General features: G+C 56.5%; 22 protein-coding genes. 12 read left to right on the plus strand and 10 right to left on the minus strand.

The features are described from left to right. Nucleotides 1–196 precede the first annotated feature (196 nt). The 3 genes from LQK91_RS10950 to LQK91_RS10960 all read left to right on the plus strand — a co-directional run bounded on the left by LQK91_RS10950 (nucleotide 197) and on the right by LQK91_RS10960 (nucleotide 2,945). Nucleotides 197–565, plus strand: coding sequence for a helix-turn-helix domain-containing protein (locus LQK91_RS10950; RefSeq protein WP_003855685.1), 369 nt, complete (start codon nucleotides 197–199; stop codon nucleotides 563–565). A 167-nt stretch (nucleotides 566–732) separates the two neighbouring features. Continuing rightward, complete coding sequence (locus LQK91_RS10955; protein ID WP_039660644.1) at nucleotides 733–1,629, plus strand: LysR family transcriptional regulator; 897 nt, start codon at nucleotides 733–735, stop codon at nucleotides 1,627–1,629. A 110-nt stretch (nucleotides 1,630–1,739) separates the two neighbouring features. Then, a complete protein-coding gene (locus LQK91_RS10960) occupies nucleotides 1,740–2,945 on the plus strand; it encodes an MFS transporter (protein WP_105099491.1) in 1,206 nt (401 codons plus the stop codon). Nucleotides 2,946–3,000: 55 nt separating this feature from the next. On the opposite strand, the gene LQK91_RS10965 is transcribed toward LQK91_RS10960, so the two are convergent. Then, nucleotides 3,001–5,391: a glucose/quinate/shikimate family membrane-bound PQQ-dependent dehydrogenase gene (locus LQK91_RS10965; protein ID WP_105099492.1), complete on the minus strand. Its 2,391-nt coding sequence runs from the start codon at nucleotides 5,389–5,391 to the stop codon at nucleotides 3,001–3,003. Nucleotides 5,392–5,667: 276 nt separating this feature from the next. Next, the gene (locus LQK91_RS10970) at nucleotides 5,668–6,267 is read right to left on the minus strand and encodes a hypothetical protein (protein WP_033763389.1); all 600 of its coding nucleotides are present in this window, start codon (nucleotides 6,265–6,267) and stop codon (nucleotides 5,668–5,670) included. Between the two features lie 401 nt (nucleotides 6,268–6,668). On the opposite strand from LQK91_RS10970, the gene LQK91_RS10975 reads away from it, so the two are divergent. Then, complete coding sequence (locus LQK91_RS10975; protein ID WP_003855675.1) at nucleotides 6,669–7,916, plus strand: MFS transporter; 1,248 nt, start codon at nucleotides 6,669–6,671, stop codon at nucleotides 7,914–7,916. 459 nt (nucleotides 7,917–8,375) lie between these two features. On the opposite strand, the gene LQK91_RS10980 is transcribed toward LQK91_RS10975, so the two are convergent. Then, complete coding sequence (locus tag LQK91_RS10980; RefSeq protein WP_105099493.1) at nucleotides 8,376–9,533, minus strand: Gfo/Idh/MocA family protein; 1,158 nt, start codon at nucleotides 9,531–9,533, stop codon at nucleotides 8,376–8,378. 271 nt (nucleotides 9,534–9,804) lie between these two features. Here LQK91_RS10980 and LQK91_RS10985 point away from each other — a divergent pair, with 271 nt between their 5' ends. Beyond that, nucleotides 9,805–10,689: a BadF/BadG/BcrA/BcrD ATPase family protein gene (locus LQK91_RS10985; RefSeq protein ID WP_105099494.1), complete on the plus strand. Its 885-nt coding sequence runs from the start codon at nucleotides 9,805–9,807 to the stop codon at nucleotides 10,687–10,689. Between the two features lie 40 nt (nucleotides 10,690–10,729). After that, entirely contained in the window at nucleotides 10,730–11,848 is a 1,119-nt protein-coding gene (locus LQK91_RS10990; protein WP_003855670.1) for an ROK family transcriptional regulator, read from the plus strand. A 58-nt stretch (nucleotides 11,849–11,906) separates the two neighbouring features. Here LQK91_RS10990 and LQK91_RS10995 read toward each other — a convergent pair whose 3' ends face one another. Together LQK91_RS10995 and LQK91_RS11000 are read right to left on the minus strand one after the other, a co-directional pair. Next, on the minus strand, nucleotides 11,907–12,998 hold the full coding sequence (locus LQK91_RS10995; protein ID WP_003855669.1) for an ABC transporter ATP-binding protein: 1,092 nt from the start codon (nucleotides 12,996–12,998) through the stop codon (nucleotides 11,907–11,909). A 12-nt stretch (nucleotides 12,999–13,010) separates the two neighbouring features. Beyond that, entirely contained in the window at nucleotides 13,011–13,610 is a 600-nt protein-coding gene (locus LQK91_RS11000; RefSeq protein ID WP_039660638.1) for a GNAT family N-acetyltransferase, read from the minus strand. Between the two features lie 550 nt (nucleotides 13,611–14,160). Between LQK91_RS11000 and LQK91_RS11005 the strand changes: the two genes are divergently transcribed. The 4 genes from LQK91_RS11005 (at nucleotide 14,161) to LQK91_RS11020 (ending at nucleotide 18,672) form a co-directional block, all read left to right on the plus strand. Then, nucleotides 14,161–15,492 carry an extracellular solute-binding protein gene (locus tag LQK91_RS11005; RefSeq protein ID WP_003855662.1) on the plus strand — a complete coding sequence of 444 codons (1,332 nt, stop codon included), beginning with the start codon at nucleotides 14,161–14,163 and terminating at the stop codon, nucleotides 15,490–15,492. Between the two features lie 57 nt (nucleotides 15,493–15,549). After that, a complete protein-coding gene (locus LQK91_RS11010) occupies nucleotides 15,550–16,422 on the plus strand; it encodes a carbohydrate ABC transporter permease (RefSeq protein WP_003855659.1) in 873 nt (290 codons plus the stop codon). Continuing rightward, complete coding sequence (locus tag LQK91_RS11015) at nucleotides 16,422–17,237, plus strand: carbohydrate ABC transporter permease (RefSeq protein WP_003855657.1); 816 nt, start codon at nucleotides 16,422–16,424, stop codon at nucleotides 17,235–17,237. The genes LQK91_RS11010 and LQK91_RS11015 overlap by 1 nt, the downstream gene beginning before the upstream one ends. Before the next feature lie 103 nt (nucleotides 17,238–17,340). Continuing rightward, nucleotides 17,341–18,672, plus strand: coding sequence for a glycoside hydrolase family 28 protein (locus tag LQK91_RS11020; protein ID WP_008926641.1), 1,332 nt, complete (start codon nucleotides 17,341–17,343; stop codon nucleotides 18,670–18,672). Between the two features lies 1 nt (nucleotide 18,673). Here the strand turns inward: LQK91_RS11020 and LQK91_RS11025 are convergent, their stop codons facing one another. Then, nucleotides 18,674–19,744, minus strand: a complete 1,071-nt coding sequence (locus LQK91_RS11025; protein WP_105099495.1) for a tartrate dehydrogenase — start codon at nucleotides 19,742–19,744, stop codon at nucleotides 18,674–18,676. A gap of 64 nt (nucleotides 19,745–19,808) precedes the next feature. On the opposite strand from LQK91_RS11025, the gene LQK91_RS11030 reads away from it, so the two are divergent. Together LQK91_RS11030 and LQK91_RS11035 are read left to right on the plus strand one after the other, a co-directional pair. Beyond that, complete coding sequence (locus tag LQK91_RS11030; protein WP_105099496.1) at nucleotides 19,809–20,747, plus strand: LysR family transcriptional regulator; 939 nt, start codon at nucleotides 19,809–19,811, stop codon at nucleotides 20,745–20,747. A 201-nt stretch (nucleotides 20,748–20,948) separates the two neighbouring features. Further along, nucleotides 20,949–22,043, plus strand: a complete 1,095-nt coding sequence (locus LQK91_RS11035; RefSeq protein WP_105099497.1) for a YncE family protein — start codon at nucleotides 20,949–20,951, stop codon at nucleotides 22,041–22,043. Nucleotides 22,044–22,072: 29 nt separating this feature from the next. Here the strand turns inward: LQK91_RS11035 and LQK91_RS11040 are convergent, their stop codons facing one another. From LQK91_RS11040 to LQK91_RS11055, 4 genes are all read right to left on the minus strand, one after another. Continuing rightward, nucleotides 22,073–22,366, minus strand: a complete 294-nt coding sequence (locus LQK91_RS11040) for a DUF1330 domain-containing protein (protein WP_003855645.1) — start codon at nucleotides 22,364–22,366, stop codon at nucleotides 22,073–22,075. 10 nt (nucleotides 22,367–22,376) lie between these two features. Next, complete coding sequence (yghU, locus tag LQK91_RS11045; RefSeq protein WP_003855644.1) at nucleotides 22,377–23,240, minus strand: glutathione-dependent disulfide-bond oxidoreductase; 864 nt, start codon at nucleotides 23,238–23,240, stop codon at nucleotides 22,377–22,379. Between the two features lie 217 nt (nucleotides 23,241–23,457). Beyond that, a complete protein-coding gene (locus LQK91_RS11050) occupies nucleotides 23,458–24,336 on the minus strand; it encodes a sugar phosphate isomerase/epimerase family protein (RefSeq protein WP_003855643.1) in 879 nt (292 codons plus the stop codon). Between the two features lie 18 nt (nucleotides 24,337–24,354). Continuing rightward, the gene (locus LQK91_RS11055) at nucleotides 24,355–25,398 is read right to left on the minus strand and encodes a Gfo/Idh/MocA family protein (protein WP_003855642.1); all 1,044 of its coding nucleotides are present in this window, start codon (nucleotides 25,396–25,398) and stop codon (nucleotides 24,355–24,357) included. Nucleotides 25,399–25,507: the final 109 nt, after the last annotated feature.

Consider the following 25,507-nt stretch of genomic DNA (forward strand, 5'->3'; position numbering starts at 1 on the left):
GGGGATTCGCCCTTGCCTCAGCACAAATTATTTTGGCAGTCTGCCGGCCTTAACGTTTTGCTGGAGTCGCGTCTGGCCGCGCAATGCGGCACCCGTTTCCGTCCTTGCTAATTCTGCGCTAATTTTCTGCTAATTAAGGGATAAATTTAAACAAGTAAAGTGGTTCCACTGCACATCAGAATCGACAGGAGGAACCATGAATCAGCGCGAGTTTATTCGGAGTTTGCTGGACTGGATTGAGAATAACTTAGGACACGATCTGCACCTGGATGAAGTGGCGCGCCGCTCAGGCTATTCGCGCTGGCATCTGCAACGCCTGTTTCGACAGCATACTGGTTTTTCACTGGCAGAATATATCCGTCAGCGCCGCCTGACCGAGTCTGCGCTCACGTTGCTGAGCAGCAACGAAGCGATACTGCAGGTGGCGATGAACTACGGCTTCGATACCCAGCAGGCCTACACCCGCACCTTTAAAAACTATTTCATGATGACGCCGGGCCAGTTGCGCCGTCAGCGTCGCGTCGAGCCGGATCGGCTGCTGTTCCCCCTGGCGATGGCCAGCTGATGCCTGATAAGATCTTCCCGTCACAGCCAGCAGACGGGAAGGTCGGCCCGCGCTCTGCACCATTCTCCTCCTGCCTCTGCCTCGCTTTTTTTCCCGCCCGCCACAGCGTCCCAGCCTGAACGTGTTAGTTTGTTGCCAGCATCCCTTTATTTTCGGAGTCGGGAAACATGGAAAACGGCGCGAATTTAACCGCCATGCTGGTATTTGCTCGGGTAGTAGAATTACAGAGTTTCAGTGAAGCGGCCCGCGCACTGGGCTGGTCCAAATCCCATGTCAGTCGGGAGATCGCCCGGCTGGAGTTGCGGCTCGGTATCCGGTTATTGCAGCGCACTACGCGGCGGCTGGCACTCACCGAGATGGGCCAGGCATACTATCCCTACTGTGTGCGAATGCTGGCTGAAGTGCAGCGTGCCGAAGCCTTTGTGCAGCAGTTGCATCAGCAGCCCGCCGGCCATATCCGACTTCAGGCACCCGTCACCTTCGGCTGCCAGTGTGTCGTTCCTGTTCTGAACCGTTTTCTGCGTCGTCATCTGCATATCAACGTTGATCTTGATCTGACCGATCGCAATCATGATCGGCTGGACGATCAGACGGATCTGGCGATTGTGATCCGATCCCGATCCCCGCAGCAGGGCAATTTCCGGGTATTGAGCGATATCGACTGGGGACTCTATGCCGCGCCCGCTTATCTGGCGCAGCGGCCCGCCATCACCCACCCCGAAATGCTGCCGCGCCACGACCTGCTGATGTTCCATGGTCCGGCACACACCGCCGCGCTGCCGTTCCGCCGGGATAAACAGCGACTGGCGCTGGACGTGCGCAGTCGTTTTCGCGCCAACAACAGCATGGCGCTGCTTAATGCCGCGCTGGCGGGCAGTGGCATCGCCTATTTGCCTTCCTACATGGCGCAGGAGGCGATGGCGCGTGGGGATATCCAGCAGCTGCTGCCGGAGTGGCAGATGGATCGCCTGCAAAGCTATCTCCTGCTTCACGACCATCCCGACCCGGTGTCACCGGTGACGCTACTGTGTGATGCACTGGTTGAGGCCCTAAATCCAGGTTGATTGTTGCCTGCTGACAACAATCAGCGCCATAGAGTAACTATTCTGCCAGGACTGTTGTTGCTGTGCGACTCCGGTTAGCCTGTATCCCTGATCATTCAACGGATATCACCATGCAACAGTTACCCGAAACGGCAGAGTTTCAACACTGGAAACGGAATTTAGCAGTCTGCGTCGCTGGCTCTTTTACCACTATCGTGGCGATGACGCTGCTGCTGCCGTTTCTGCCGCTCTATATTCAGCAACTGGGTGTTGAGCAGCCTGCGGCTATTGCCCGCTGGTCCGGCCTGGCCTATGGCGCAACCTTTTTCAGCGCCGCGCTGACGGCACCGTTGTGGGGCCGGCTGGCTGATCGTTATGGTCGTAAACTGATGCTGATTCGGGCCAGTCTCGGAATGGCGATTGCGATGTCGCTGATTGGCATGGCGACGGCGCCGTGGCAACTGGTGGCGCTGCGCCTGCTGGCGGGGCTGCTGGGCGGCTACGCATCGGGATCGACCATTCTGGTGGCAGCGCAAACCCCTAAAGCGCAGACCGGCTGGGCGCTGGGCATCCTCTCCTCGGGCATTATGGCGGGCAACGTGGTCGGGCCGCTGCTTGGGGGCGTCTTGCCGCCGCTGATTGGCATCCGTCAGACTTTCTGGCTGACGGGCGCGGTAATTTTTCTCGCTTTCCTCGCCACCACCTTTTTACTCAGAGAGTTGCCACGTGCTGCGGCGACGTCGCGCGGCAATCCGCAACAGCTGCCTGCAGAGCAGCCGGTTAACCACAATCTGGTGCGGCTGATGTGGCTCTCCGGCATGTTGCTGATTTTCGCCAGCATGTCGATTGAGCCGATTATCACGCTCTATGTGGGCGAGTTTGTGCGGGGTGACCATCAGGTCACAGTGGTAGCCGGACTGGTGATGTCTGCTGCGGCGCTGGGCACGATCCTGGCGGCACCCCGACTGGGTCGTCTGGCCGATCGGGTGGGGCACTGGCGGGTACTGACTGGCGGTCTGGTAATCAGCGGGCTGCTGCTGATTCCACAGGCATTTATCACGGCAGCCTGGCAACTGGTGTTATTACGTTTTCTGATGGGGATGGCCCTGGGCGGATTGATGCCGTGCATCACGGCAATTATTCGCCATAACGTGCCGGCCTCACAGCTGGGGCGGATGCTGGGGTTTTCGACCTCGGCGCAATATATCGGCCAGGTGAGCGGCCCGCTGTTTGGTGGGGTGATCGCCGGTGCGTTTGGGATGCGACCCGTGTTTCTGGCAACCTGCGGAGTAATGTTATTTTGCGCGTGGCTTAACTGGCGCGGAATGCAGAAATAGCGCGATCAAAAAAGGCGGACCGGAGTCCGCCTTTTGTTATTCACTTTCCAGTGAATTACTTCTGATCAGGTAATGCGTAGGCAATCACATAGTCACCCAGCTTGGTACCAAATGAGCCATGACCACCCGCCGCGATGACAACGTACTGCTTGCCATTCACTTCATAGGTCATCGGCGTCGCCTGACCGCCTGCTGGAAGACGTGCCTGCCATAACAGCTCGCCGGTGTCGGTGCTGAAAGCACGCAGGTAGTTATCTGCGGTCGCACCAATGAAGAACACCTTACCTGCGGTGGTGACAGGACCACCCAGCATTGGCATACCCATTTTGAACGGCAGCGGAACCGGTGCGCTGTCGCGAACGGTACCGATACGCTGTTTCCAGACCACGTTGTTGGTCTTCAGATCCACCGCGGAGACATAACCCCAGGCAGGCTGTTTGCAAGGCAGACCAAACGGTGACAGGAACGGGTTCAGCTCGACGCCATACGGCACGCCATACTGTGGCTGAATACCGGTTTCCGTACCTGAACCACCCTCAGCGCCTTTCGGCGGCTCAATCGGGTTGCCCGGGCCACGTGGAACCAGCTTAGAGACAAACGGCAGCGCCATTGGGTTAGCAATTGCGATCTGACGATTAGGATCGACTGCGATGCCGCCCCATTCGAACATACCGAGGTTACCCGGGAAGACCAGCGTGCCCTGCTCAGATGGCGGTGTGAACGGACCTTCATAGCGCAGACGCTTGAAGATCACGCGGCACACCAGCTGGTCGAACATCGTCGCGCCCCACATGTCCTTGTCCGTCAGGTTCTGTTTCGGACGGAAGGTCAGCTCAGAGTAGGGCTGAGTGGCAGCAACGTGGTCGCCTTTAGCGGCACCCTGTGGCACTGGCGTTTCTGGCGCGGGAACTACTGGCTTGCCGGTGCGACGATCCAGCACAAAGATATTGCCGGTTTTCGCTGGCGCGTAAACAACCGGTACGGTGTTGCCATCTTTATCGGTGATATCAGCCAGTGTCGGCTGAGACGGCAGATCCATATCCCACAGGTCGTGATGCACGGTCTGATAAGACCAGACCAGCTTACCGGTCGTGGCGTTCAGGGCCAGTACGCTGCTCGCATAACGTTCCTGCTCTGGCTTGCGGTTGCCGCCCCAGATATCCGGCGTGGTCACACCCATTGGCAGGTAAACGGTATCCAGTTTCGGATCGTAAACTGCCGGGGCCCATGAGTTAGGAGAGTTCATGGTGAAGGTGTGTTCATCAGCCGGAATAGCATTCGGGTCTTTCGCGCCCGGATCAAATACCCACAGCAGTTTGCCGGTATTCACATCAAAGCCACGAATCACGCCTGATGGCTCGCGAGTCGAGAAGTTATCGGTAACCGCACCCGCCATCACGATGGTGGTATTGGTAATCACCGGCGGAGAAGTTGGCTCGTACATACCCGCTGTGGTGACAGGCTGTTTATGCTGGAGATCCAGCTCGCCGTTGACACCAAAGGACGGGCAGCGTTCGCCAGTCTCTGCGTCCAGCGCAAACAGACGGCCATCGTTCACAGGCAGATAAATACGACGTGAGCAGATAGCAGGCTGAGTGTTCGCGGCATCGGCTGCTGCGGGCACTTCGTGGTAAGAGACACCGCGACAGGTCACGTGCTGGAAGGTCGGGTTCACCTTCATGCCCGGATCGAACTTCCACTTCTGCTTACCGGTTGCCGCATCCAGCGCAAACAGAATCTGGTGTGGCGAACAGAGATAAAGCGTGTCGCGGATTTTAATCGGGGTCACTTCGTCGGTGATTTCACCCGGATCGTTAGGGGTTTTCATGTCGCCTGTCTGGAACTGCCAGGCAACCTGCAACTCTTTCACGTTCTGGTGATTAATCTGCTTCAGCGGCGAGAAACGGGTTCCCTGCTGATCGCGCGCATACGCGGGCCAGTCAGCATCCGGGATGTTGCTCAGCGGCGTAGCCTGCGGAGCGTTGTCAGCGGTTTCTGGTACAGACCCGTTGATAACCTGCGGATCGTTGAATACCGCATAAGCCAGCACGATGGCACTGGCAATCAGCGCGACAGCCATCGAACCCAGTGCCGCTTTGCTGCCGGCATTGAAGCTGCGATAAACAAACGGCAGGATCAGCCAGACACCGAAGATCACCAGCACATCAGTGCGTGGTGCCAGTGCCCAGAAGTCGGTACCCACTTCCCACACGCCCCAAATCAGGGTGCCGATCAGCAGCAGCGCATAAAGAACCAGCGCGGTGCTTTTGCGACGGGAAAGCAGATAAGCGGTGATAAGCATAATCACACCGCCGAAAACGTAATACCAGGAACCACCAATGGCGGCTAACCAGCCACCGCCAATCAGCATAAACGCGCCCGTCAGCACTGCGAACAGTACTGTCAGGAAACGAATTACGCCAAAAGATGAGGAGTTTTTCCCCATAATATCGACCTCGTTTCGTTGCCATAAAACACACGAAAACAACCAGATAGGCTGTTTCCAGTTATCAAGTACAAATGATTAAAGGTGTTCTTGAGTATCTCTTCCGATAAGACAGACGGTCCCTTTGTGTTAAATGTTATAGCAAAATTAGATCGAGGTTTGATTTTTTTAGCTTAAAGCGCTTAACAATTGGAGTAATACGACATTTTATGAGGGATTAAAGGACGTTAAGCGCACCGCCATGTGCCCTTAACGCCGGAAGGCAGGATTTATGAATCAGCCGCTAATAAGATCGCCATCCGAGCGTTGCTGTTGCCAGCCGCTGATGTTTATCTCAGTAAACTGTTCAGCGGTTAAAGGCGGCGTATGACATCGCACGATGACCTCTGCACCTTTTTCACGGAATGTCGCCATAAAAAAGGGAAAGGTAAATTTTTCGTAATTATCACTGAAGAACGATTCAGTTAAAACAATACCTGAAAAAGGAAAGGATTCAAGTAGTCGCCAGTCTGCTCCCGGCGGTGCAAAATCATAAAGCCAGAAATCAAATTTCGTTGTTAATTCAAGCAGTGACGCACTGTTCGCAGCTAAGCTGGAATAATTTATTCCAATCCGGACGCGCTCATTTTGTAAATGTGCATAGGCGTCCGGAATCGCGATCATTTCCTGCAAACGAATATCGCCAACCGGAACAATCATTAATGCTTCTTCACTTGCAATTTTGTTGTGCAATGAAACAATGTTGTTTGTATTAAGTATATTTCCGCGGTCCTGGTTTTGCTCAAGATAAGGCACGCTATAGCAAATGCCTGTGACATTACGCTTAACGTGATGAATAGGTTCAGTAACATAAGGGTTATATAAACTGTTTTTCATTATCTCTACGAAATGCAATAAAAAGGATTTATTGATAATTAAGCATATAAAAAATCGCATTTTTTTAAACGCGTGAATAAATATAGATCAACTGCATAATCCAAATCACCCTTTTGTTGGATTAGAAAGTAAATATACCTATTAACAGTGAGATGATAATTCCTTTGGTATCTGATGATGTGCTGGAATATATTCAATGGTCGGTATCAATAGGTTGTTAATAATCAGGATGGGGCTGACACACCGTTACTGCAAAGTAATGCAGTGTATTGCGCAGTAAGACAGGGCTGGAGCCGAAGACCCTGCGCTCTCATCCGGGTCTGTTAACCGGGTATCGTCAACATTTACACCAATAACACCGCGCAACGACGCGGGTTTTCTCACCTGATTTGGGATAAGACATGGGATTTATGGCATCCGCAGCGGAAGAGTCGCTGTGGCGACATCGGACTTTTGTCGCCTTCTGGCTAGCGCGCACCTGCTCATCATTTGGTTTTCAGATGTTCTCGGTGGCGATCAGCTGGCAGATCTATGCGCTGACCAACAGCGCAATGGCGTTAGGGATGATTGGCCTGATGCAGTTTCTGCCGTCGGTGTTGCTGGCGCTGCCAGCGGGTCATCTGGCGGATCAGTATGACCGGCGGCGCATCGTCCTGTTCGGCCAACTGGTGGAATTTGTCGCACTGCTGGCATTAGTGGTGCTTACCTTATTTCATACTGCCGATAAGACCGCGCTTTGGGGGCTGGTCTTTATGATTGCGGTGGCAAAAGCGCTGGAGTGGCCGGCGATGTCTTCGATGTTGCCCTCACTGGTGCCTCCTTCGATTCTGGCACGTGCTATGGCGATGAATTCAGTTGGCGGGCAGGCGGCTGTGATTGTCGGGCCAACGCTTGGCGGGCTGCTTTATGTTGCTGGCCCGCATGTGGTGTATGGCGTTTCCGGACTCTTTTATCTGATTTCGCTGACGCTGGTGAGTCTGCTGCGCTATGAGCGCCCGGTGCAGGCCCGTTTGCCAATGAATTTAAAGAATCTGTTTGCCGGTATTCACTTTATCCGTGACCGTAAAGATGTGCTTGGGGTGATTTCACTCGATCTGTTCGCGGTGTTACTGGGCGGCGCGACGGCGCTGCTGCCGATTTTTGCCAAAGATATTCTGCACACCGGGCCCTGGGGGCTGGGGATGTTGCGCGGTGCGCCATCGGTGGGGGCGTTGCTGGTGGGTATCTGGCTGAGCCGTCATAAACTGGAAAAACATGTCGGGATGATTATGTTTGGCTCAGTAGCAGGCTTTGGCGTTGCGACCCTGCTATTCGCGCTTTCCACGCAACTCTGGCTGTCACTGCTGGCGCTTTGCGCCCTCGGCGGCTTTGATATGGTGAGTATGGTGATTCGCGGTGCGCTGGTGCAGCTGGATACGCCGGATACCATGCGCGGGCGGGTGAATGCGGTTAACGCGATATTTATTAATACCTCGAATCAGCTGGGTGAATTTGAGTCGGGGTTGCTGGCCGCCTGGGTGGGCGCAGCACCTGCGGCAGCAATTGGCGGCATCGGTACGCTGATTGTGGTGGCGTTGTGGATGAAGTTGTTTCCGCATCTGCGGCGGCGTCAGAAGCTTGAGAATGAGGTGGATCCGGTTCAGGACTAGCGTTGTAGCGGGTTGGGTTGGCTGAGGAGATGTGTGCGGTTATGGTCTGCGGTGCACGCTCAGGGAACATACGCCTTTCGCAAAGACGCAAAAGCGCCATCCCTTGCAGGCTCAGCGCGGGCGATTACGCACCACATCCCTGAGGTGCGCCCGTTGCCGGTCCAACGCGTTGCGTTGTTCAAAAACGCTCCCGGCGTTTTTATCCGGGCGGCGCGATGCTTTGCTACAGGCGTATGCTCCCATCACTATAAGTGCGTAAGTTTCCTCGGGCTGAGGAGCGGTTTGTTTGGCTGGTTGTGGGGATTTGTGCGGTGAGTGCGTGGTCGCTGGCGCAGGTTTTATTAGCTGGCTCAGTACAAAGGTTGTAACTGGCCCGAAGGCCAGTACAGGAAGTTACCAGTCATACTGCCATTCAAATCCCGGGATCAGAGGGGGAGGCTGACCCGCAGGATGGGGCTATCAGGCCCCGGTTTTTCCCAGGTTGGCGTCAAATGTTAGCCAGCTTTCACGCATATCCACTACGCTGCGGGTTTTACGCGCCTCATCGATTTTTATGGCGGTGAGGCCCGCTTCCAGCGCGTCCACGACTGAAACTTTCAGCGGTGTTCCCTGTTTAATATGTTTAACAATCTCTTCGGCCATCAGCGCATCTGCGCCATAGTGGCCATCATAAGCGTTGCCGCTGTAGGCGGTGTCGACCTCTTTCTCACCGCTGCGCGCGTTATGTACACGGAAGTAGTTTCGTACGAAGTCGCCTTCCGCCATGCCGTCAGTGCCCATGACACAGAAACGGCGGAACTCATCCGGCACGTTCAGGTTTGCGTGGAAGGCGAGTGTTGCGCCGCCTTCGTACTCAATCAGGGCAGTCTGGTAGTCGACGATATCCGCGTCGCTGTCGAAGACGGCATCGGTGCTCGACCAGCCGCTGGGTTTCACGTGGTAGAGCTCTGACTCCGCGGTGATCGCACCCTGCGGCGCATGCGCGGGGGTAAAGGATTTCCGGCCACCAAAGCTGGCGACGCGGATCGGGCGCTCCTGTAACAGCCCCTGGTAGAGGTCAATGTCGTGGCAACACTTTTCCAGAATGTAGGGACCGGCGTACTTCTCCAGACGTCGCCAGTCGCGCTGGAAGAATGCGCCGTGGTAAGGCTTGATATGTTCTGTCGCCTCGATCGAGGTGATCTCACCCAACTGACCGGCATCGCGTGCCGCCAGCAGATCGTGATAGAGCGGGGAGTAACGCAGCACCAGACCAACCAGAATGCGTGCCTCGCCATACTGGCGCACCAGTTTCGCCATCTCCATGGTCTGCTCTTCATTAATCACCACCGGCTTTTCGGTAAACACGGTGTAGCCCGCCGCCAGCGCCTGACCCACATGTTCCAGATGCAGGAAGTTGGGTGAGCCAACCAGCACCACATCCATTCCGCCGTGTTCAAGCAGCGCGTCGATGGACGCAAAGGACTGGCCGGGCGCGATACCAAAGCTGTGCAGATTAGGCAGTCCGGCGGGTGCCGGATCGTAATAACCCACTACCGAGAAGGCGTCGTCGGCTTTGCTGAACTCTTTGATCACGTGGGACAGACGAAAGCCGAGACCGATAATGCCTACTTTCATGTTAAACCCCTGCTCCTGAAATCGGATGATGCATAGCCCGCCTGTGTCCGGACGCGCCTGTTGATAATCTGACCACCAACTTATTACGACAGAAAAACTAATGTCAATAACGTGCTGCGCATTTTGCGAGGGTGATTTTTGTTATAACCATGTAAGATAAGGGAAAAGTGTCGATATGTTTTTGCCATATTTATTTGTTATTGCGATTTAAGTTTTTTTATCCTATCGTTCGCTCATTATGGCTATAACCCTTAATCAGGGAAGGAAGCGCGTGCAACCACACTATCTCCTTGGCATTGATGGCGGCGGTACACAGTGTCGTGCGCGGTTAACCGACCTGCAGGGCCGTGTGCTGGCGGAAGCCACTGGCGGTCCAGCTAACGTCTGGTCAGATTACGACGCGGCGCTGACCTGCGTCGGGCAACTGATTGACCGGATATTGTCACAGGCGGGATTAGCCCCGGAGGCTCTGGCGCAGACCGCGCTGGTTGCCGGATTAGCGGGGGCCAATGTCGCCTCGGTGCAGGCAAGGCTTGCCAGCTGGCAGCCTGCCTGTGCGGCGTTACAGGTGGTCAGCGATGTGGAAATCGCCTGTGCGGGCGCACATTCCGGCGCACCGGGCGCTGTCTTTATTATCGGCACCGGCAGTCAGGGAGCCGCGTGGGATGGCGAGCAGTTTACATTGCTGGGTGGCTGGGGCTTTGCTCTCTCTGATCAGGGATCGGGTGCTGAGCTGGGTCGTCGTGCGCTGCGTCTGGCGCTGCTGGCCCATGAGGCGATCATTCCACAGAGCGCCTTTACACAGCAGCTGATGACGCAGTTTGACGACAGCCCGGAAACCATGCTGCTCTGGACGCGCTCAGCGACGCCTGCAGACTGGGCCCGCGTAGTGCCGCGAATTTTTGCATCCGCCGACGCGGGCGACCGCCACGCTCAGGATCTGCTGCATCAGACTGCCGCCGATATCGGCCTGATGGTGCGCCGTCTGATTGCGCTGAGCAGCGGGCGGGTGGCGCTGATGGGTGGCCTGGCCACGCCGATTCAGCGCTGGCTGGACGACGATATTCAGGCCCGGCTGGTGACGCCGCAGGGCGATGCCCTGAGCGGCGCGCTGATACTGGCGCAGCAGCTGGCGCCTGTCCGATTACCGATCTGACGCTGGCGGAGCCTCTTCCGCCAGATAACCCGAGGAACTTATGACCGCTCCCAACGTAACCGCGCGCATTCTGCGGTTGATTGTTGAAAATGCGCCGATCAGCCAGTCAGACCTGAAAGTCCGAAGCGGACTCAGCATGTCGACCGTGTCGCAGGCCACTAATCGCCTGCTGGCGCAGGAGATTGTGCAGGAGCTGGGGCTGCGTCGCGTATCGATGGGGCGGCCAAAAACCCTGCTGGGCCTCAATCCCGATCGCGCCAGCGTGATTGGCATTCAGCTCAATGCGGAACGTAATCTTATCGTCATGACCGATCTCAGCGGCAATCTGCTGGGCGAACAGCAGATGCCCACTGGCACGCTGACACCCCGCCAGCTTGGCGATGCGCTGGCGAAATTCCTGCGCGGCGTGGAGGAGAAGCGGGTCGGTGCGATTGGTCTGGCACTGTCGGGTCTGGTGGATGCTGAAAATGGCTACTGCATCCGCTCTAAAGTGCTCGACTGGGACAACGTCCCGATTGCGCGTCTGTTGGAAGAACGTTTCTCACTGCCGGTATTTATCGAGAACGACGCCAACGCGATGGCAATGGCGGCGCTGGTGTTTGGTCAGCTTGGCAATGCACAGTCGGCGGTGATCGCCACCTATGGCAAAGGGATTGGTGCGGGCATCATCCTGAATCGTCAACTCTACCGTGGTCGTCACGGCAAAGCGGGCGAGATTGGCAATGGGCTGGTGGGGGACGGCTCGCTGCGTCTGCTGGAGGATGTCGCCTCATCGCGTGCCATTCTGCAGCGGCTTGCAGCGCAGGAACCGGTGGAAGGCCTCACGTTGCAGGCGCTGGATCAGCGTCCTGCGCCTGAGGTACTGGCGGTGCTGGAAGAAGCAGGACGTGAGCTGGGCATTTCGCTGGCGAACCTGTCAGTGGCCTACGATCCGGATGTGGTTTATCTGGCGATGGAGCCGCACATGGCGTCGCGCATTCTGCTCGATCACATCACTCAGAGCTTCCAGGCCTACCGGCTTAAACTGACGCCACAGATGACGCCGCTGCAGTTCCTGACGGAATCGAACCGGATGTGGGCGCTGGGTGCGGCGGGTTTTGCCGTCAACCGGCTGCTTGATCTGCTGGCAGCGCAGGCCGATGAAGAGCCGGTCACCTGAGTGATCTCTCAAATAAAAAAACGGACACTGCGGCGCCCGTTTTTGTTTCCACGCGTTCTTAGCGCAGGCGCAGTCCCTGCTCATCAAACAGCAGGCAGTGCGCGGCAGAAAAGCCCAGTTCAACCTGGGTTCCGAGCTCGCGCGTCGTCGCCTCGCGCTCTTCCACGACCAGCATCTGTTCACGCCCGATATCCAGGTAGAGATAGTTGGTGTGACCCAGCATCTCGCCATAAGCCAGCTCGCCGTGAAAGCGCAATGCGTCCGGCGTCTGCGCGGCAGGCTGGAAATGTTCAGGACGAATGCCCAGCGTGACGGTTTGTCCCTCGCGGCAGTCGGCGGCGATTTTCAGCACCAGCCCCTCAATCTTCAGTTCCGGCACCCGCAGTTGCACTTCCCCCGCACCCGTGGCGCTGATTTCCGCCCGCAGAAAGTTCATTTTTGGTGAGCCGATAAAACCGGCGACAAACAGATTATCCGGGTCGTGATAAAGCGTCAGCGGTGCACCGACCTGCTCAATGCGGCCCTGACGCAGCACCACGATGCGGTCAGCCAGCGTCATTGCCTCCAGCTGATCGTGGGTGACATAAATCATGGTGTTGCCAAGCGAGGCGTGCAGCCGGGCAATCTCAATGCGCATCTGCAGGCGCAGCTCTGCATCAAGGTTAGAGAGTGGCTCATCAAACAGGAAGATGCGCGGATGACGGATAATCGCCCGGCCAATTGCCACGCGCTGCCGCTGTCCGCCAGAGAGCGCACGCGGCAGGCGGTCGAGCAGTTCGGTGAGATGCAGGCGGGCGGCCGTCTGGGCTATCGCCTCGTTAATCTCCGCTTTGGACTTTTTCATTACCTCCAGCGGATACGCCAGGTTGCCGCGCACCGTCATGTTGGGGTAGAGCGCATAAGACTGAAACACCATAGCAATGCCGCGCTCAGTGGCGGGCTGCTGTGTCATGTCCTGCTCCTCAATCAGCAACTGCCCGCTGCTGATCTCCTCCAGCCCGGCGATCATCCGCAGCAGCGTCGACTTGCCGCAGCCAGATGGCCCAACAAACACGACAAATTCGCCACTGTTTATCGTCAGATCGATGCCATGAATGACATTGACGTGTTCATACGACTTCTTCACATTCTGCAAGCGCAGGCTGGTCATCGGCTACCTCACTCAGAGTAACTGGCCCATGTAGATGGCATTGCTGCGCATGATTGGGGTAAACCCCATGCGCGCATAGAAGGCACAAACCTGCTCGTTCTGCAGGCTGACGCCAAGATGAACACCACTGACGCCAGCAGCGCGGAGCGCCGCCAGTTCATGCTCAATCATCCGGCGACCCCAGCCGCCTTTCTGTGCCGCCGGCAGCAGGTTGATATGCAGATGAGCAGGCCACTGCGTCACCAGGATCTCAGCGGCCTGGTCGGGATGGCGTATCGAATCGAGCACTTTGCTGTCGAGCGGGGCACTGGCGCTGCGATCGCGATATTTCTCCTGCAACTGCGGCCACCATTCGGCCTGAAGCTGCGCTTCAAACGCGCGGGTATCCGGCGCGGCGACCACGTAACCCTGCACCTCACCGTCCTGCTCCAGTACAAAAGCAAAGTCCGGCGCAAAATGCGCATAGGGCACGGCAAAACGCTGGCCGGGATAGTCAGGATCGGAGTAGAGCGCGCGGGCATCGCCGCCCGCATCGGCTGTTTCCAGGCAGATGCGGTAGAGCGCCGGGTAGTCCGCCGGTGTGGCCGGACGAATGACACCTTGATTCGCCATGGTGAGTTCTCGTGAGTGAGGGAACCGGTCAGGGATTGAACAGCTCCGCAGGTAAAAGTTACGTTAATGAAAGTGGACTTAGTTTTCAAGATAGAATAATTACCTTATCGCACTAACGCAGGCGGTTCGGCAATGTTTACCGGCATCGGGATGCACAACTGTGATCGCCAACACGCCCGGAACAGGGCGGCTGGCGGCAGATTCACGGCCGGTCAAAAGAGAAAAGTGTGAGCGTGATAGGATTTTCATATGTTTTATCAGGACGTTATTTTGCGATTATTCCTCTGGCATCTCCTGCTGCAGAAAAAGCGGCTGGCGACGTGCCGCCACGGTTAATGGCGTAAAAGCCAGCGCGGCGTGCTGATTTTCGCGCCATGTCGCTGATTATTTGCGCGTGCTCACAGCCTGACAATTCGGTCGGCAGGCTGTTTGACTTTATTTTTTTATTAAAGTAAGTATGAGTGAGTGCGTTTGTGTGCGGCTGCAGCCTGCAGGATGTCAGGCGGTGAGATGAAAGGATGCCGACCCTGGTCTGAAGAAGGTGAGCATAATGTCTGTTTCTTCCGTTCGTTCGTTCCGAATTCGCAATGTGGGTCGGCTGCTGGTAGCGGGCCTGCTGGCGGGCAGCGTCTCTCATGCCGCCCACGCTGCTGTCACTCTGAATGAGTGGGATATCTACAACTACCCTGAGCAGACCGCTGCGGTGGATGAAGGGATTAAAGAGTTCTCACAGCAGAATCCCGGCATCGTGATTAACCGCTCGGTTCACTCCTTTGAAGATACCCGTATTCCGCTGAAGCTGGCACTGACTGCCGGTGATGGCCCGCAGATCGCCCAGGTCAACCAGGGCGGCGGCGATATGGGTTCGCTGGTTAAAGATAAGCTGTTGCTGCCGCTCGATAGCTATGCCGCCAGCGACGGCTGGACTACCCGCTTCCCGGACTCGATTCTGAAACGTAACCGCTGGTCAGACAGCGGCGAGTTTGGTAGCGGCAAGCTGTATGGCATCGCCAGCCTGGGCGAAATGGTCGGGCTCTATTACAACAAAGCGGTGCTGGACAAAGCGGGCATTGCGGTGCCGAAAACGCTGGCTGAGCTGGAGAGTGCCATGGCGAAGCTGAAACAGCAGGGCACCGCGCCGATGATGCTCGGCCTGCTGGATGGCAACATGGGCCAGCAACTGCTTAGCACGCTATGGCAGGCGCAGATTGAAAGCCATGACCGCAAGACGCTGGATAATCTGATTTACGATGTGGGCGGCACCTTCAAAGACAGCAAGCTGGTCAATGCCGCCACGATGATGAAGAGCTGGACCGACAAAGGCTACTTCTTCCCTGGCTTCCAGGGCATTGGTCACGACGATGCGGCGACGCTGTTCCAGAACGGTCAGGCTGCGTTCCTGGTCAGCGGCACCTGGTATCTCGGCCAGTTTAAAGACAACAAAGATATTCACTTCGCCGCGATGCCTGCCGGTGAAGGCGTGAAACAGCCGCTGATGGTGGGCGGGACCGATCTGGCGTTCTCAATTACCAGCACCGCCAAAGGCAAAGATCAGCAGGAGGGTGCAGCGAAGTTCATCAACTATATGGTCTCTGATGCCATGGCGAACCGCTGGCTGAAAGTGGGCTTCCTGCCGGCCAGCACGAACAAAGCGGCCAAAATGCCAGCGGATAATCCGCTGCTGGCGGAAGCATATCAGGTCTGGCTGACGCTCAACGACTACGACGGTTTAGGCCACTACGTGGACTGGGCAACACCGACCATGAACGCCGAGCTGAATCAGAACGTCCAGCTGCTGCTGGCGGGTCGTCAGACCCCCGATCAGATGGTGGTGAATTTTGATAACAACTATCAGCGTTACCTGAAAACCCTGAAGCATTAAGCCGGAGGCCCGGCGAACAGCCGGGCCTGAGCATCGTTCTGAACCACGAGTAGGGTTATGTTGAATTTAAGCAGCTGGCGTAATTTCCTCTATGTTCTGCCTGCGGTGCTGGTCTATGCGGTGTTTCTGCTGTTCCCGCTGCTGGCCTCGCTGGGCATCAGTTTTACCGAATGGGACGGCACCTCACTGCCGGTGTTTAGTGGCATCAGCAACTACATGCGGATGTTCAGCGATCCGGTGTTCTGGATTGCGCTGGGCAATAACGCCATCCTGATGCTGTTCTATACCCTGTTGCCGATTGGCGTCGGCCTGCTGCTCTGCAGCTTTCTGTATGACACGCGCAACAATAACGAACGTAGCGTGCTGCGCATTCTCTTCTTCCTGCCCTATATCATGCCAATGGCGGTGCTGGGTGTAGTATGGCGCTGGCTCTATAACCCGGCGTTTGGCCCCATCGACCAGATATTACGCGCGATCGGATTGCCCCAGCTGGCGCTCTCCTGGCTGGGTGATTTTACCTGGGCGCTGCCCGCTGTCGGTCTGGTCGCGACCTGGTACTTCTTCGGCTTCTGTCTGGTGCTGTTTATGGCAGGCCTGCAGCGTATGGATCCCTCACTGCTGGAAGCCGCCGATCTGGATGGCTCATCGCGCCGTCAGAAATTTATGCGTATTACGTTGCCCGGCCTGCGGCCCGAGCTGCGGATTGCGCTGCTGCTGACGGTGATCGCCAGCCTGAAAGCCTTTGACCTGGTCTATGTGATGACGCAGGGCGGCCCTGGCACCTCCACCATGGTCACCAACATCTTTATGTATAAGCAGGGCTTTGACCTGCACTATTTTGGCTACGCCTCGTCGGTGGCGGTGTTCAGCATGATTATTGTTTTAGGGATCAACTATCTGATTCATCTGGCCTTAAAGGAGCGTTACTGATGCGAAGCACGCCGGTGATTTCACGCGCGCTGATCTGGATCGTGGCGCTGATGACGATTCTGCCGTTTCTGATGGCGCTGATGACCTCGTTTAAAACCCAGATGGAGCTGTTTCAGGGCATCTTCACGCTGCCAGCCTCGCTGAATTTCAAAAACTACGTGACCGCGTGGCAGCAGGGACACTTTAACGTCTACTTCCTCAACTCGGTGCTGGTGGTGATTCCGGTCGTACTGTTCAGCGTGCTGCTGGGTATTCTGGCTGGTTTTGGTTTCGCCTGGCTGAAGATCCCCGGTAAAAAAGTGATTGGGGCGATGCTGGCCCTGGGGATGGTGCTGCCGAGTGAAGCCTTTATCATTCCGCTCTATCACGAGCTGCGCTGGATGGGGCTCACCAACACCTATCTGGCGCTGATCCTGCCGCAGATTGCCCTGTCGCTGCCCTTTACCACGCTGATGATCGCCAGCGCGTTTCAGCAGGTGCCGAAAGAGCTGGTAGAAGCGGCGGTGATGGATGGGGCGTCGCGGGTCAAAATTCTGTGGGGCATTCTGGTGCCGGCAATCTGGCCAACGCTGTCGACGCTGGGGCTGCTGCTGTTTATCTGGACCTGGAACGAGTTTCTGATCCCACTGATTCTGGTCAACAAGGATGAGCTGCGCACGCTGCCGATTGGCATGATGTTTTTCCAGAACAAAAACACCATCGACATTCCGGTGCTGATGGCGGGCGCAATGATTGTGATTATGCCGCTGATCGTGGTGTTCCTGATTTTCCAGCGCAAGTTTATCAGCGGCGTCACTGAAGGGGCCGTGAAGTAATTTGTGATATCCCGCACGAAACGGCGTACTGGCGACCAGACAAAGGTTTCCCGCGCCGTGTCGTGCTGGAATTTCTCCTCCTCAATCCTGCGGGAGACGCATGATGCACCTTTCCCTTGCTGATTTTCATCCTGTCGCCGATGGCGAAACCCCGGACACGGCCGTGCTGCAGCGCGCCATGGATCAGATTGCGGCGGCCGGCGGGGGGCGTCTTACCCTGCCTGCCGGGCGTTATCGCAGCGGCTGCCTGAATCTGCCATCTGATTTTGAACTGCACCTGGAAGCGGGTGCGGTGCTGATCGCCAGTCCGCGGCTGGCTGACTACCAGGCGGTGCAGGCACTCAGCTGTGCTGAGAAGTCCCATAACGTGCTGCTCTATGCGCTGGGCCAGCGCAATATCACTATCAGCGGCACTGGCCGCATCGATGGCGAGGGTGAAGCCTGGTTCGCCGCTGAGCGGGATGAGCAGGGTTATCGCCTGCCGCGTCCTGACCGGCCGCGCATTATCGTGTTTGAAGATTGCGAGCAGGTGACGCTGACCGCCTTTACCATCGTGCAGGCGCCAATGTGGACGGTGCATCTGGTGAGCTGTCGCCATGTGCATATCGACCATCTCACTATCGACAACGCGATGACTATGCCGAATACCGATGCGCTGGATATTGACGGATGCGAGGCGGTGTTTGTCAGCAACAGCTACCTCAGTGCCGCTGATGACGCTATCTGCATTAAAACCACCCACAAACCGGCTGCGCTGCGGCGTCCGGCGCGGCAGATTATGATCACCAACTGCCTGCTTCGCAGTTACAGCTGTGCCTTTAAAATCGGCACCGAAACCTGGGATGATGTGGAAGATGTCACGGTGACCGGCTGCACCATTTTTGATTCCAACCGGGGTATCGGCATTCTGTCGCGTGACGGCGGTGCAATGCGGCGTCTGCTGTTCAGTAACCTGACCTTTGCCTGTCACCATGCGCCGCCCTGTCACTGGGGCAAAGCCGATCCGCTGCATATTTCTGTGCGCCATCGCGATCCCGCCATCACGCCTGGCGTCGTGGAGCAGGTGCAGTTCAGCAACATGACGGGCGTGGCGGAAGGGGCGATTAATCTGCATGCGGCAGAACCGGGCTGGATACGCGATGTGGTTATCAGCCAGCTTCAGATGCGGCAGACCGTGTCGCCGATGACGCAGGGACACTATGACGTGCGACCACCCTGTAACCCCGACTCACCGACCGGCATGGGGCTGGATAACGCCTACAAACTTGACCCGAAAACCGGTGAAGCCTTTGGCGTAGAGCGCTATCCCGGCGGTTTGCCGGGCCTGTTTGCGCGCGGGGTAGAGAACCTGCAACTGCACAACCTGGTGATCAACAGGCCCGCGCCGTTACCGCCAGGCTGGCATGCTGAATGCGTGGTGCAGTTGCCGGACTGATTTACAGCGCGGCGGCGATGACCGCGCCGAGCTCTTCGGTGCTGGCGTTGCCGCCGAGGTCGCGCGTCAGATGCTCTCCCGCCGCCAGCGTACGTTCAATTGCATTTAACACCGCATCACCCGCCGCTTTGTAGCCGAGATGCTCCAGCATCATCGCCCCACACCAGATCTGCCCGATAGGATTGGCGATGCCTTTGCCTGCGATATCCGGCGCAGAACCGTGAACCGGCTCAAACAGGCTGGGAAACAGGCCTTCCGGGTTAATATTGGCGGAGGGCGCAATGCCAATGGTGCCGGTACAGGCCGGGCCGAGATCGGAGAGGATATCCCCAAACAGGTTGCTGGCCACCACTACATCAAACCAGTCCGGGTGCAGCACGAAGTTGGCGGTAAGAATATCAATATGATACTTGTCGACGCGAACCTCGGGGAACTGGCCGGACATCGCTTCGACGCGGCTGTCCCAGTAAGGCATGGTGATAGCGATGCCGTTGGATTTGGTGGCGGAGGTCAGGTGCTTCTTCGGCCGGCTCTGCGCCAGCTGATAAGCAAACTTCAGGATGCGATCAACACCAGTGCGCGTCATCACCGTCTCCTGAATCACCACTTCACGGTCGGTGCCAGGGAACATGGTGCCACCCACGCTGGAGTATTCACCTTCGGTGTTTTCACGCACCACATAGAAGTCGATGTCGCCAGGCTGACGGTTTGCCAGCGGCGCTTTCACCCCTGGCATCAGTCGCACCGGACGCAGATTGACGTACTGGTCGAACTCACGGCGGAACTGTAGCAGCGAGCCCCACAGTGAAACATGGTCGGGCACCACATCGGGCCAGCCGACCGCGCCAAAATAAATCGCGTCAAAGGCTTTCAGTTGCGGAAACCAGTCGTCAGGCAGCATTTTGCCATGCTGCTGCCAGTAGTCAGCGCTGGCGTAATCGAACCACTCCCAGCGCAGCGGAATGTTAAATTTCTCAGCAGCCGCATTCATTACACGGACGCCTTCCGGCATCACTTCTTTGCCGATGCCATCGCCAGGGATCACAGCAATAGAGTAGATTTTATCAGTCACAGGGCACCTTTCCGGTTGATGTTCGAATTGTGTACGCAGTATAACTGTCGATTCCGGGGAAATAATGAGCCTGAAAGGCAATCCATTGTTGAATCAAAGTAGAGAATCCCGCACCTCCACTGATGACTTAGCCTTCTTTGTTCGCCTGGCCGCGCTGGATAGTCTGACTGCGGCGGCGCGCGAACTGGGCCTGTCACTGGCAGCGGTAAGCAAACGTCTGAGCCAGCTGGAGCAGCGCCTTGGTGTGCAATTGCTGCGCCGCACCACACGCCGGCTGGAACTGACGCCGGAAGGCCGCCGTTATCTGGCGGGCGCGCGTCCGCTGCTGGATCAGCTTGCGGCGCTGGAAGAGGCGGTCAGCGGTGAAACAGCCCAGCTGCGCGGCACCCTCAACATCAACGCCTCCTTTGGTTTTGGCCGTCGCCATATCGCGCCCTGCGTCTCGGCTTTTGCCGCGCTGCATCCGCAGCTCTCACTGTCGTTACAACTCAGCAGCCAGCCGCTAAATTTTCTTGATGCGCACATGGATATCGATATCCGCGTTGGGGAGCCGCCTGACTCGCGGCTGGTGGCACGTAAGCTGCGAACCAATCCGCGTATCCTCTGCTGTTCGCCCGCCTATGCTGCCCGGCACGGCCTGCCTGCCACTGTGCGCGATCTGGCGCAGCACAACTGCATTTTACTGCGTCAGCACGACAGCGATTTTACCCTGTGGCGGCTGACCTGCGGTGAACAGAGCATCAGCCAGAAAGTGCGCGGCAGCCTGATCACCAACGATGGTGAAGTAGCGATGCGGCTGGCGATGGATGGACATGGCATTCTGCTGCGTTCCTGGTGGGATGCGCAACACAGCCTGGCTGTGGGCGAATTGTTGCCGGTGCTACCGGACTGGCAGGCACCTGATGGTGATATCTTTGCGGTCTGGCAGGCGCAACGCCAGCTTCCGGCTCGTATTACCGCGTTTGTGGCGTTTTTGCAGAATAATCTTCAGGTTGTTGATTAGTCGAGGTTATAAATTGATTGACGGGCACAGAAAAGCGCCTGTGGACAATAAATATACCGCATTAAGCTGATTCGGTTGCTTCAGGGTGCCGTTGCGTTTACACCCTTTTTAGTGATGCGTATGATTCTCATTCTTTTTCTTCCCTGCCTGCCCGCTGTGTTGCGGCCTGCCGGGAGCAGCAGATGGATAGGGGAGTTAACTATGAAAGCGTTGTTCAGCTCGCGTAAAGCGGCACTCGCACTGGCGATAGTCACCACCTTCAGCCTGACGGCGTGCCAGATGAGAGCGAAAAAAGTGGATGGCAATGCGCTGATGGTGATGCAGCCCTCCAGCCCCGACAATCTGATTCAGCGCGAGCTGGGCGACGGATTATATGAGATGGCGTATCTGCCCGCCAAAAATACGCTCTATGTGGCCAGTGCGCCCGAGGGCAAGGATATCAGTGGCGGTATGATCTATCGTCTTGATGGCACCACGCTGCAAAGCACCGGGGCGGGGCATTACGATCTGAAAAATGCGGGTCTGAGCAGTGGACAGGATGGCAGCGCGCTTTACACCACCCAATCAGTGGATGGTGGCATCGCTAAGATCGATCCCGATACCGGCAACGTGCTGAAGCGCCTGATGTTTGACGAGAAGAATGAGAAAGGATCGCCGGTGAAAACCCGCGAGATCTTTCTGCATGACGGGCTGCTCTATGTCGGCGGCGCAGACGAACCTGGCGTGATCTGGGTCGTTGATGCGAAAACCCTGACGCTGAAAGCCCGGATTAAAAATGCTGGCAAAGGTGTTACAGGCATTATCTTCTCGCCAGTCAGCGATCGCATTTATGCGGCGAACGGCAGCGGTGAAATCCTGGTGATCAATCCGCGCAATCACAAAATCGAGCAGCGCCTGACGGCAGGTGATGGGCAGGACACTCAGTTCCTGAATATGGCAGAAGATCCGGCAACCGGTCGCCTGTTTGTCACGGATAACGCCAAAGAGAAAAATACCCTGGTGTTTGATGAGCGCAGCGGCAAGGTGATTCAGCGCCTTGATCCAGGCGATTCAGTGGGGATTAAGTTTAACGGTAAGCGCAATGAGATTTATATCAGCCAGCGCGAATCGAAGAAGGTGCTGCAGCTGGATGGCACCACGTATGAAGTGAAAAACAGCTGGTCGTTTGAGGGGCATCCAGAAAGCCTGCTGGTCTCACCGGACGGCCAGACACTGTATGTGACTCTGAAGCAGGGCTTCAATGACGACCACAGCCATCAGCTTCTGGATGGCGTGGCGCGTATCACGCTGCAATAAAAAAGGCGGCATCGCTGCCGCCTGAAGTCTTACTTAGCTACACCCTCGACCAGCACCACGCGATAGTTCGCGCCTTTCAGACGGTGCGCTTTGGCAGCCTGATATTCCGGGCTGTCATACCATGCATGTGCTTCTTCACGGCTCGCGAATTCCAGAATTACCACACCTTCTGCTTCCTGACCTTCCAGCGTTTCCAGCTCGCCATAAAAGGCGAGAGGGTTGATCTGATGATCGCCGCGCGCCTGGCCCGCTTTCTCGGCGTAGATCGCCATTTCGTCCTGGTTCAGGGTGTTATCACGAATAAATACAACGTATGCACTCACAGGTCTCTCCTTACGCTTTTTTATCCTGGGTTTTGGTATCGAAGTCAGCCGCATCATGACGCTCATGCAGCTGATCGGCCGGGTCGCCCATGACGCGGTTGACCTTGCGGCCACGAATAACGGCAGGACGCTGTGCGATCTCTTTCGCCCAGCGAACCACATTTTTATAGGACTGCACATCCAGGAATTCGGCTGCGCCATACTGGTCATTCAGCACCATGTTGCCGTACCACGGCCAGGTGGCGATGTCAGCGATGGTGTAGTCATCACCCGCCAGATAGCGGTTATCAGCCAGCCGACGATCCAGCACATCAAACTGACGCTTCGCTTCCAGTGTGAAGCGGTTGATGGCGTACTCAATTTTTTCTGGCGCGTAGTGATAGAAATGACCGAAACCGCCGCCGAGATAAGGCGCTGAGCCCTGCAGCCAGAACAGCCAGTTCAGGGTTTCAGTACGGCCAGCGATATCTTTCGGCAGGAAGTAGCCAAACTTTTCCGCCAGATAGAGCAGGATATTGCCGGATTCAAATACCCGAATCGGCGGCGTTGCGGAGTGGTCGCTCAGCGCAGGGATTTTCGAGTTCGGGTTCACATCGACAAAACCGCTGGAGAACTGATCACCTTCGCCGATACGGATCAGCCAGGCATCATATTCAGCATCGTTGACGTTAAGTGCCAGCAGCTCTTCCAGCAGGATGGTGACTTTCTGGCCGTTAGGCGTGCCGAGCGAATAGAGCTGTAAAGGATGTTTACCGACCGGCAACGCTTTTTCATGGGTGGGACCTGCAAACGGACGATTAGTTTTCGCGCCGTTACCTTTGGCTTCAGGGTCCCAGGTCCAGACTTTTGCGGGCTGATATGCATTTTCCGACATAATGAAAGTTCGCCTTATGGTGTGGTATTGGTCTGGAGTGTAGCAGGTGCTGCAAAGGGGGTTTAACTCTGCTGGCTGTGCGAGGGTGTGCTAAAACGGGGCGAGCTCAGGCGGGTCGCGGCATCAGAGAAAAGTGAATAAAAGTGTGTCAGGCGGGGCGTTTGTTGTCCTGAACAGACATTACCGTGCAGCCAGCCATGACTGCACGGCAGGTCGGTTACAGCAGTTCGCGCTCAATCAGTTCGCGGGTTTCAATCGCCTGAACTTTCATCTTTTCCGGATAGCCAAACAGAGACGCTGCGATGATCGGTTCACCGCCGACTTTATGGGTGCGGGTAGCAAAGCCGGTGTCGCGCAGCGTTTTGAACAGGGTATCGAAGTCCACTTCGCCTTCGCCCACGCCAACATGCTGGTGGATGGTGGCATCCACGCCTGGCGGGTTAACGATATAGCGACAGTGTTTTGTATGGTTCATGGTATCGGCGATCAGCATGTGCGACAGATCGTCACCCGCGTACTCCAGCATCGGTTTCACATCCCCTTTGCCTTTGTCATAGAAGAAAGTGTGTGGCGCGCTGTAGATATACTTTACGTTATCGCTGCGGAACGACTTCACGATATCCACGGTTTCGTTGTTCTCTTCGCAGAAATCCCACGGATGCGCCTGAATTTCGACGCGGATGCCTTCACGTTCGATGATCGGCAACAGCTCTTCCATCGAGCGATAGAACATCTCTTCACAGATTTCCGGTTCGTTAGGGGTGCCGGAGAGTTCGGTGTTAATCACCTGCACACCCATCTCAACCGCAATCTCAATCATCCGCTTCCAGTTCTTCACCGCTGCCTGACGGCGCAGCTCATCCGGACCTGACCAGCGGTAAACAACGATAAACGAGGAGATCTCCAGCCCGGTGGCGCTTAACGCATTTTTATACTCGGTGATGATTTCACGGCTGGCTTTAGGATGTTTATAAAACGGGTTGATCTGCGGATGTGGCGACTGTTCGATATATTTGTATCCCCAGTCGGCTACCTGATGAACCATACGGGTGATGCCTAAATCTTTGATTACATCCACATCAAAAGCGATTTTCATCTTTCTGCTCCGGGCACATTAAAGTTGCTGTTCTTCATTGAAGGTGATGCCAATCTGCTGCCTGACGTTGTCCATCGCAGCCAGGGTGATAATCGCCTGGTCAAGCGAATGGACAGGGGAGTCGGTCAGGTTCTGGCCGATACACCAGGCGAAGTGGTTAATTTCATGGCTGAGCTGTTCATAGCGGTTAGTGGGTTCCTGCCATTGCAGGCAGTGACGCCGGTCGCTGGAGGTCAGGGTGAAGTTACCAGGCGCATAGAACTGGCCCGTCAGCTCCAGCGTGGCGTCGCGACCGGCGATCACCGCACCGCCTGGCGTGTTGCTGAACAGCGTGGTATTCAGTACCGACTGCATGCCGTGCCGATGGGTAAACAGCATCGACGTCTGACCATTAACGCGGCCATTCGGGACGGGCTGACCACGGGCGACGATCGTTTCAGGCGCACCGCCGCCCACAAACACACTCAGCGCCACCAGATAACTGCCGAGGTCAAGCATTGGGCCGCCCGCCAGATCGGCATTGAAAATGCGATGATCCGGCGTGAAAAACTCACCATGATCGGCAATCAGGGTGTGGACCTCACCGGGTACGCCATCCTCCAGCAACTGACGGATGACGTCATACTTCGGCGTGAAGTTGCACCACATCGCCTCCATGCAGAGCAGGTTCGCGGCAGCGGCGGCCTGTTTAAGCTGCGTTGCCTGCTGCGCATTCAGCGCCAGCGGCTTTTCAATCAGCAGAGACTTTCCGGCGGCAATCGCGCGCAGACCGTCGGGGAAATGGTGGTTGTGAGGCGTAGCGATATAGACCGCATCAACATCCTCCCGCGCCAGCAGCGCATCCAGGCTGCCTGTGGCATGGCCGATTGCCCATTTGGCAGCAAAGGTCTGTGCTTTTACCGGGTCACGTGCGGCGACTGCCGTGATCTGCTGCCGGGTATGCCGACGCAGAGCATGGGCAAAATGATCGGCTATCCAGCCCGGCCCGATAATGCCCCAGCGCAGACGCGGAACCTGGCTGGCATCCGTTATGCGTGGAGCCGGAAGCGTTGAAGGGAACATAGCTTTTCCTTTTTTACGTACGGGCAGGTGGTGCTCAGGACTCCACTATAGAAAGCCCGCCGTCGTCGCTCTAACCTTTTAATGATGTGATCCCATCAACCGAATCGGT

Origin of the sequence: Pantoea sp. MHSD4 (assembly GCF_021043305.1) — a bacterium.
Taxonomy (GTDB): domain Bacteria; phylum Pseudomonadota; class Gammaproteobacteria; order Enterobacterales; family Enterobacteriaceae; genus Pantoea; species Pantoea eucalypti.

Coding starts and splice junctions, on each gene's coding strand:
- yghU (WP_003855644.1), bottom strand. CDS start 23,240: ATGTCGGAAAATGCATATCAGCCCGCAAAAGTCTGGACCTGGGACCCT.
- LQK91_RS10995 (WP_003855669.1), bottom strand. CDS start 12,998: ATGACCAGCCTGCGCTTGCAGAATGTGAAGAAGTCGTATGAACACGTC.
- LQK91_RS10950 (WP_003855685.1), top strand. CDS start 197: ATGAATCAGCGCGAGTTTATTCGGAGTTTGCTGGACTGGATTGAGAAT.
- LQK91_RS10990 (WP_003855670.1), top strand. CDS start 10,730: ATGACCGCTCCCAACGTAACCGCGCGCATTCTGCGGTTGATTGTTGAA.
- LQK91_RS11055 (WP_003855642.1), bottom strand. CDS start 25,398: ATGTTCCCTTCAACGCTTCCGGCTCCACGCATAACGGATGCCAGCCAG.
- LQK91_RS11050 (WP_003855643.1), bottom strand. CDS start 24,336: ATGAAAATCGCTTTTGATGTGGATGTAATCAAAGATTTAGGCATCACC.
- LQK91_RS11030 (WP_105099496.1), top strand. CDS start 19,809: ATGAGCCTGAAAGGCAATCCATTGTTGAATCAAAGTAGAGAATCCCGC.
- LQK91_RS11035 (WP_105099497.1), top strand. CDS start 20,949: ATGAAAGCGTTGTTCAGCTCGCGTAAAGCGGCACTCGCACTGGCGATA.
- LQK91_RS11010 (WP_003855659.1), top strand. CDS start 15,550: ATGTTGAATTTAAGCAGCTGGCGTAATTTCCTCTATGTTCTGCCTGCG.
- LQK91_RS10965 (WP_105099492.1), bottom strand. CDS start 5,391: ATGGGGAAAAACTCCTCATCTTTTGGCGTAATTCGTTTCCTGACAGTA.
- LQK91_RS10970 (WP_033763389.1), bottom strand. CDS start 6,267: ATGAAAAACAGTTTATATAACCCTTATGTTACTGAACCTATTCATCAC.
- LQK91_RS10980 (WP_105099493.1), bottom strand. CDS start 9,533: ATGAAAGTAGGCATTATCGGTCTCGGCTTTCGTCTGTCCCACGTGATC.
- LQK91_RS10955 (WP_039660644.1), top strand. CDS start 733: ATGGAAAACGGCGCGAATTTAACCGCCATGCTGGTATTTGCTCGGGTA.
- LQK91_RS11005 (WP_003855662.1), top strand. CDS start 14,161: ATGTCTGTTTCTTCCGTTCGTTCGTTCCGAATTCGCAATGTGGGTCGG.
- LQK91_RS10975 (WP_003855675.1), top strand. CDS start 6,669: ATGGGATTTATGGCATCCGCAGCGGAAGAGTCGCTGTGGCGACATCGG.
- LQK91_RS11020 (WP_008926641.1), top strand. CDS start 17,341: ATGCACCTTTCCCTTGCTGATTTTCATCCTGTCGCCGATGGCGAAACC.
- LQK91_RS10960 (WP_105099491.1), top strand. CDS start 1,740: ATGCAACAGTTACCCGAAACGGCAGAGTTTCAACACTGGAAACGGAAT.
- LQK91_RS11015 (WP_003855657.1), top strand. CDS start 16,422: ATGCGAAGCACGCCGGTGATTTCACGCGCGCTGATCTGGATCGTGGCG.
- LQK91_RS11000 (WP_039660638.1), bottom strand. CDS start 13,610: ATGGCGAATCAAGGTGTCATTCGTCCGGCCACACCGGCGGACTACCCG.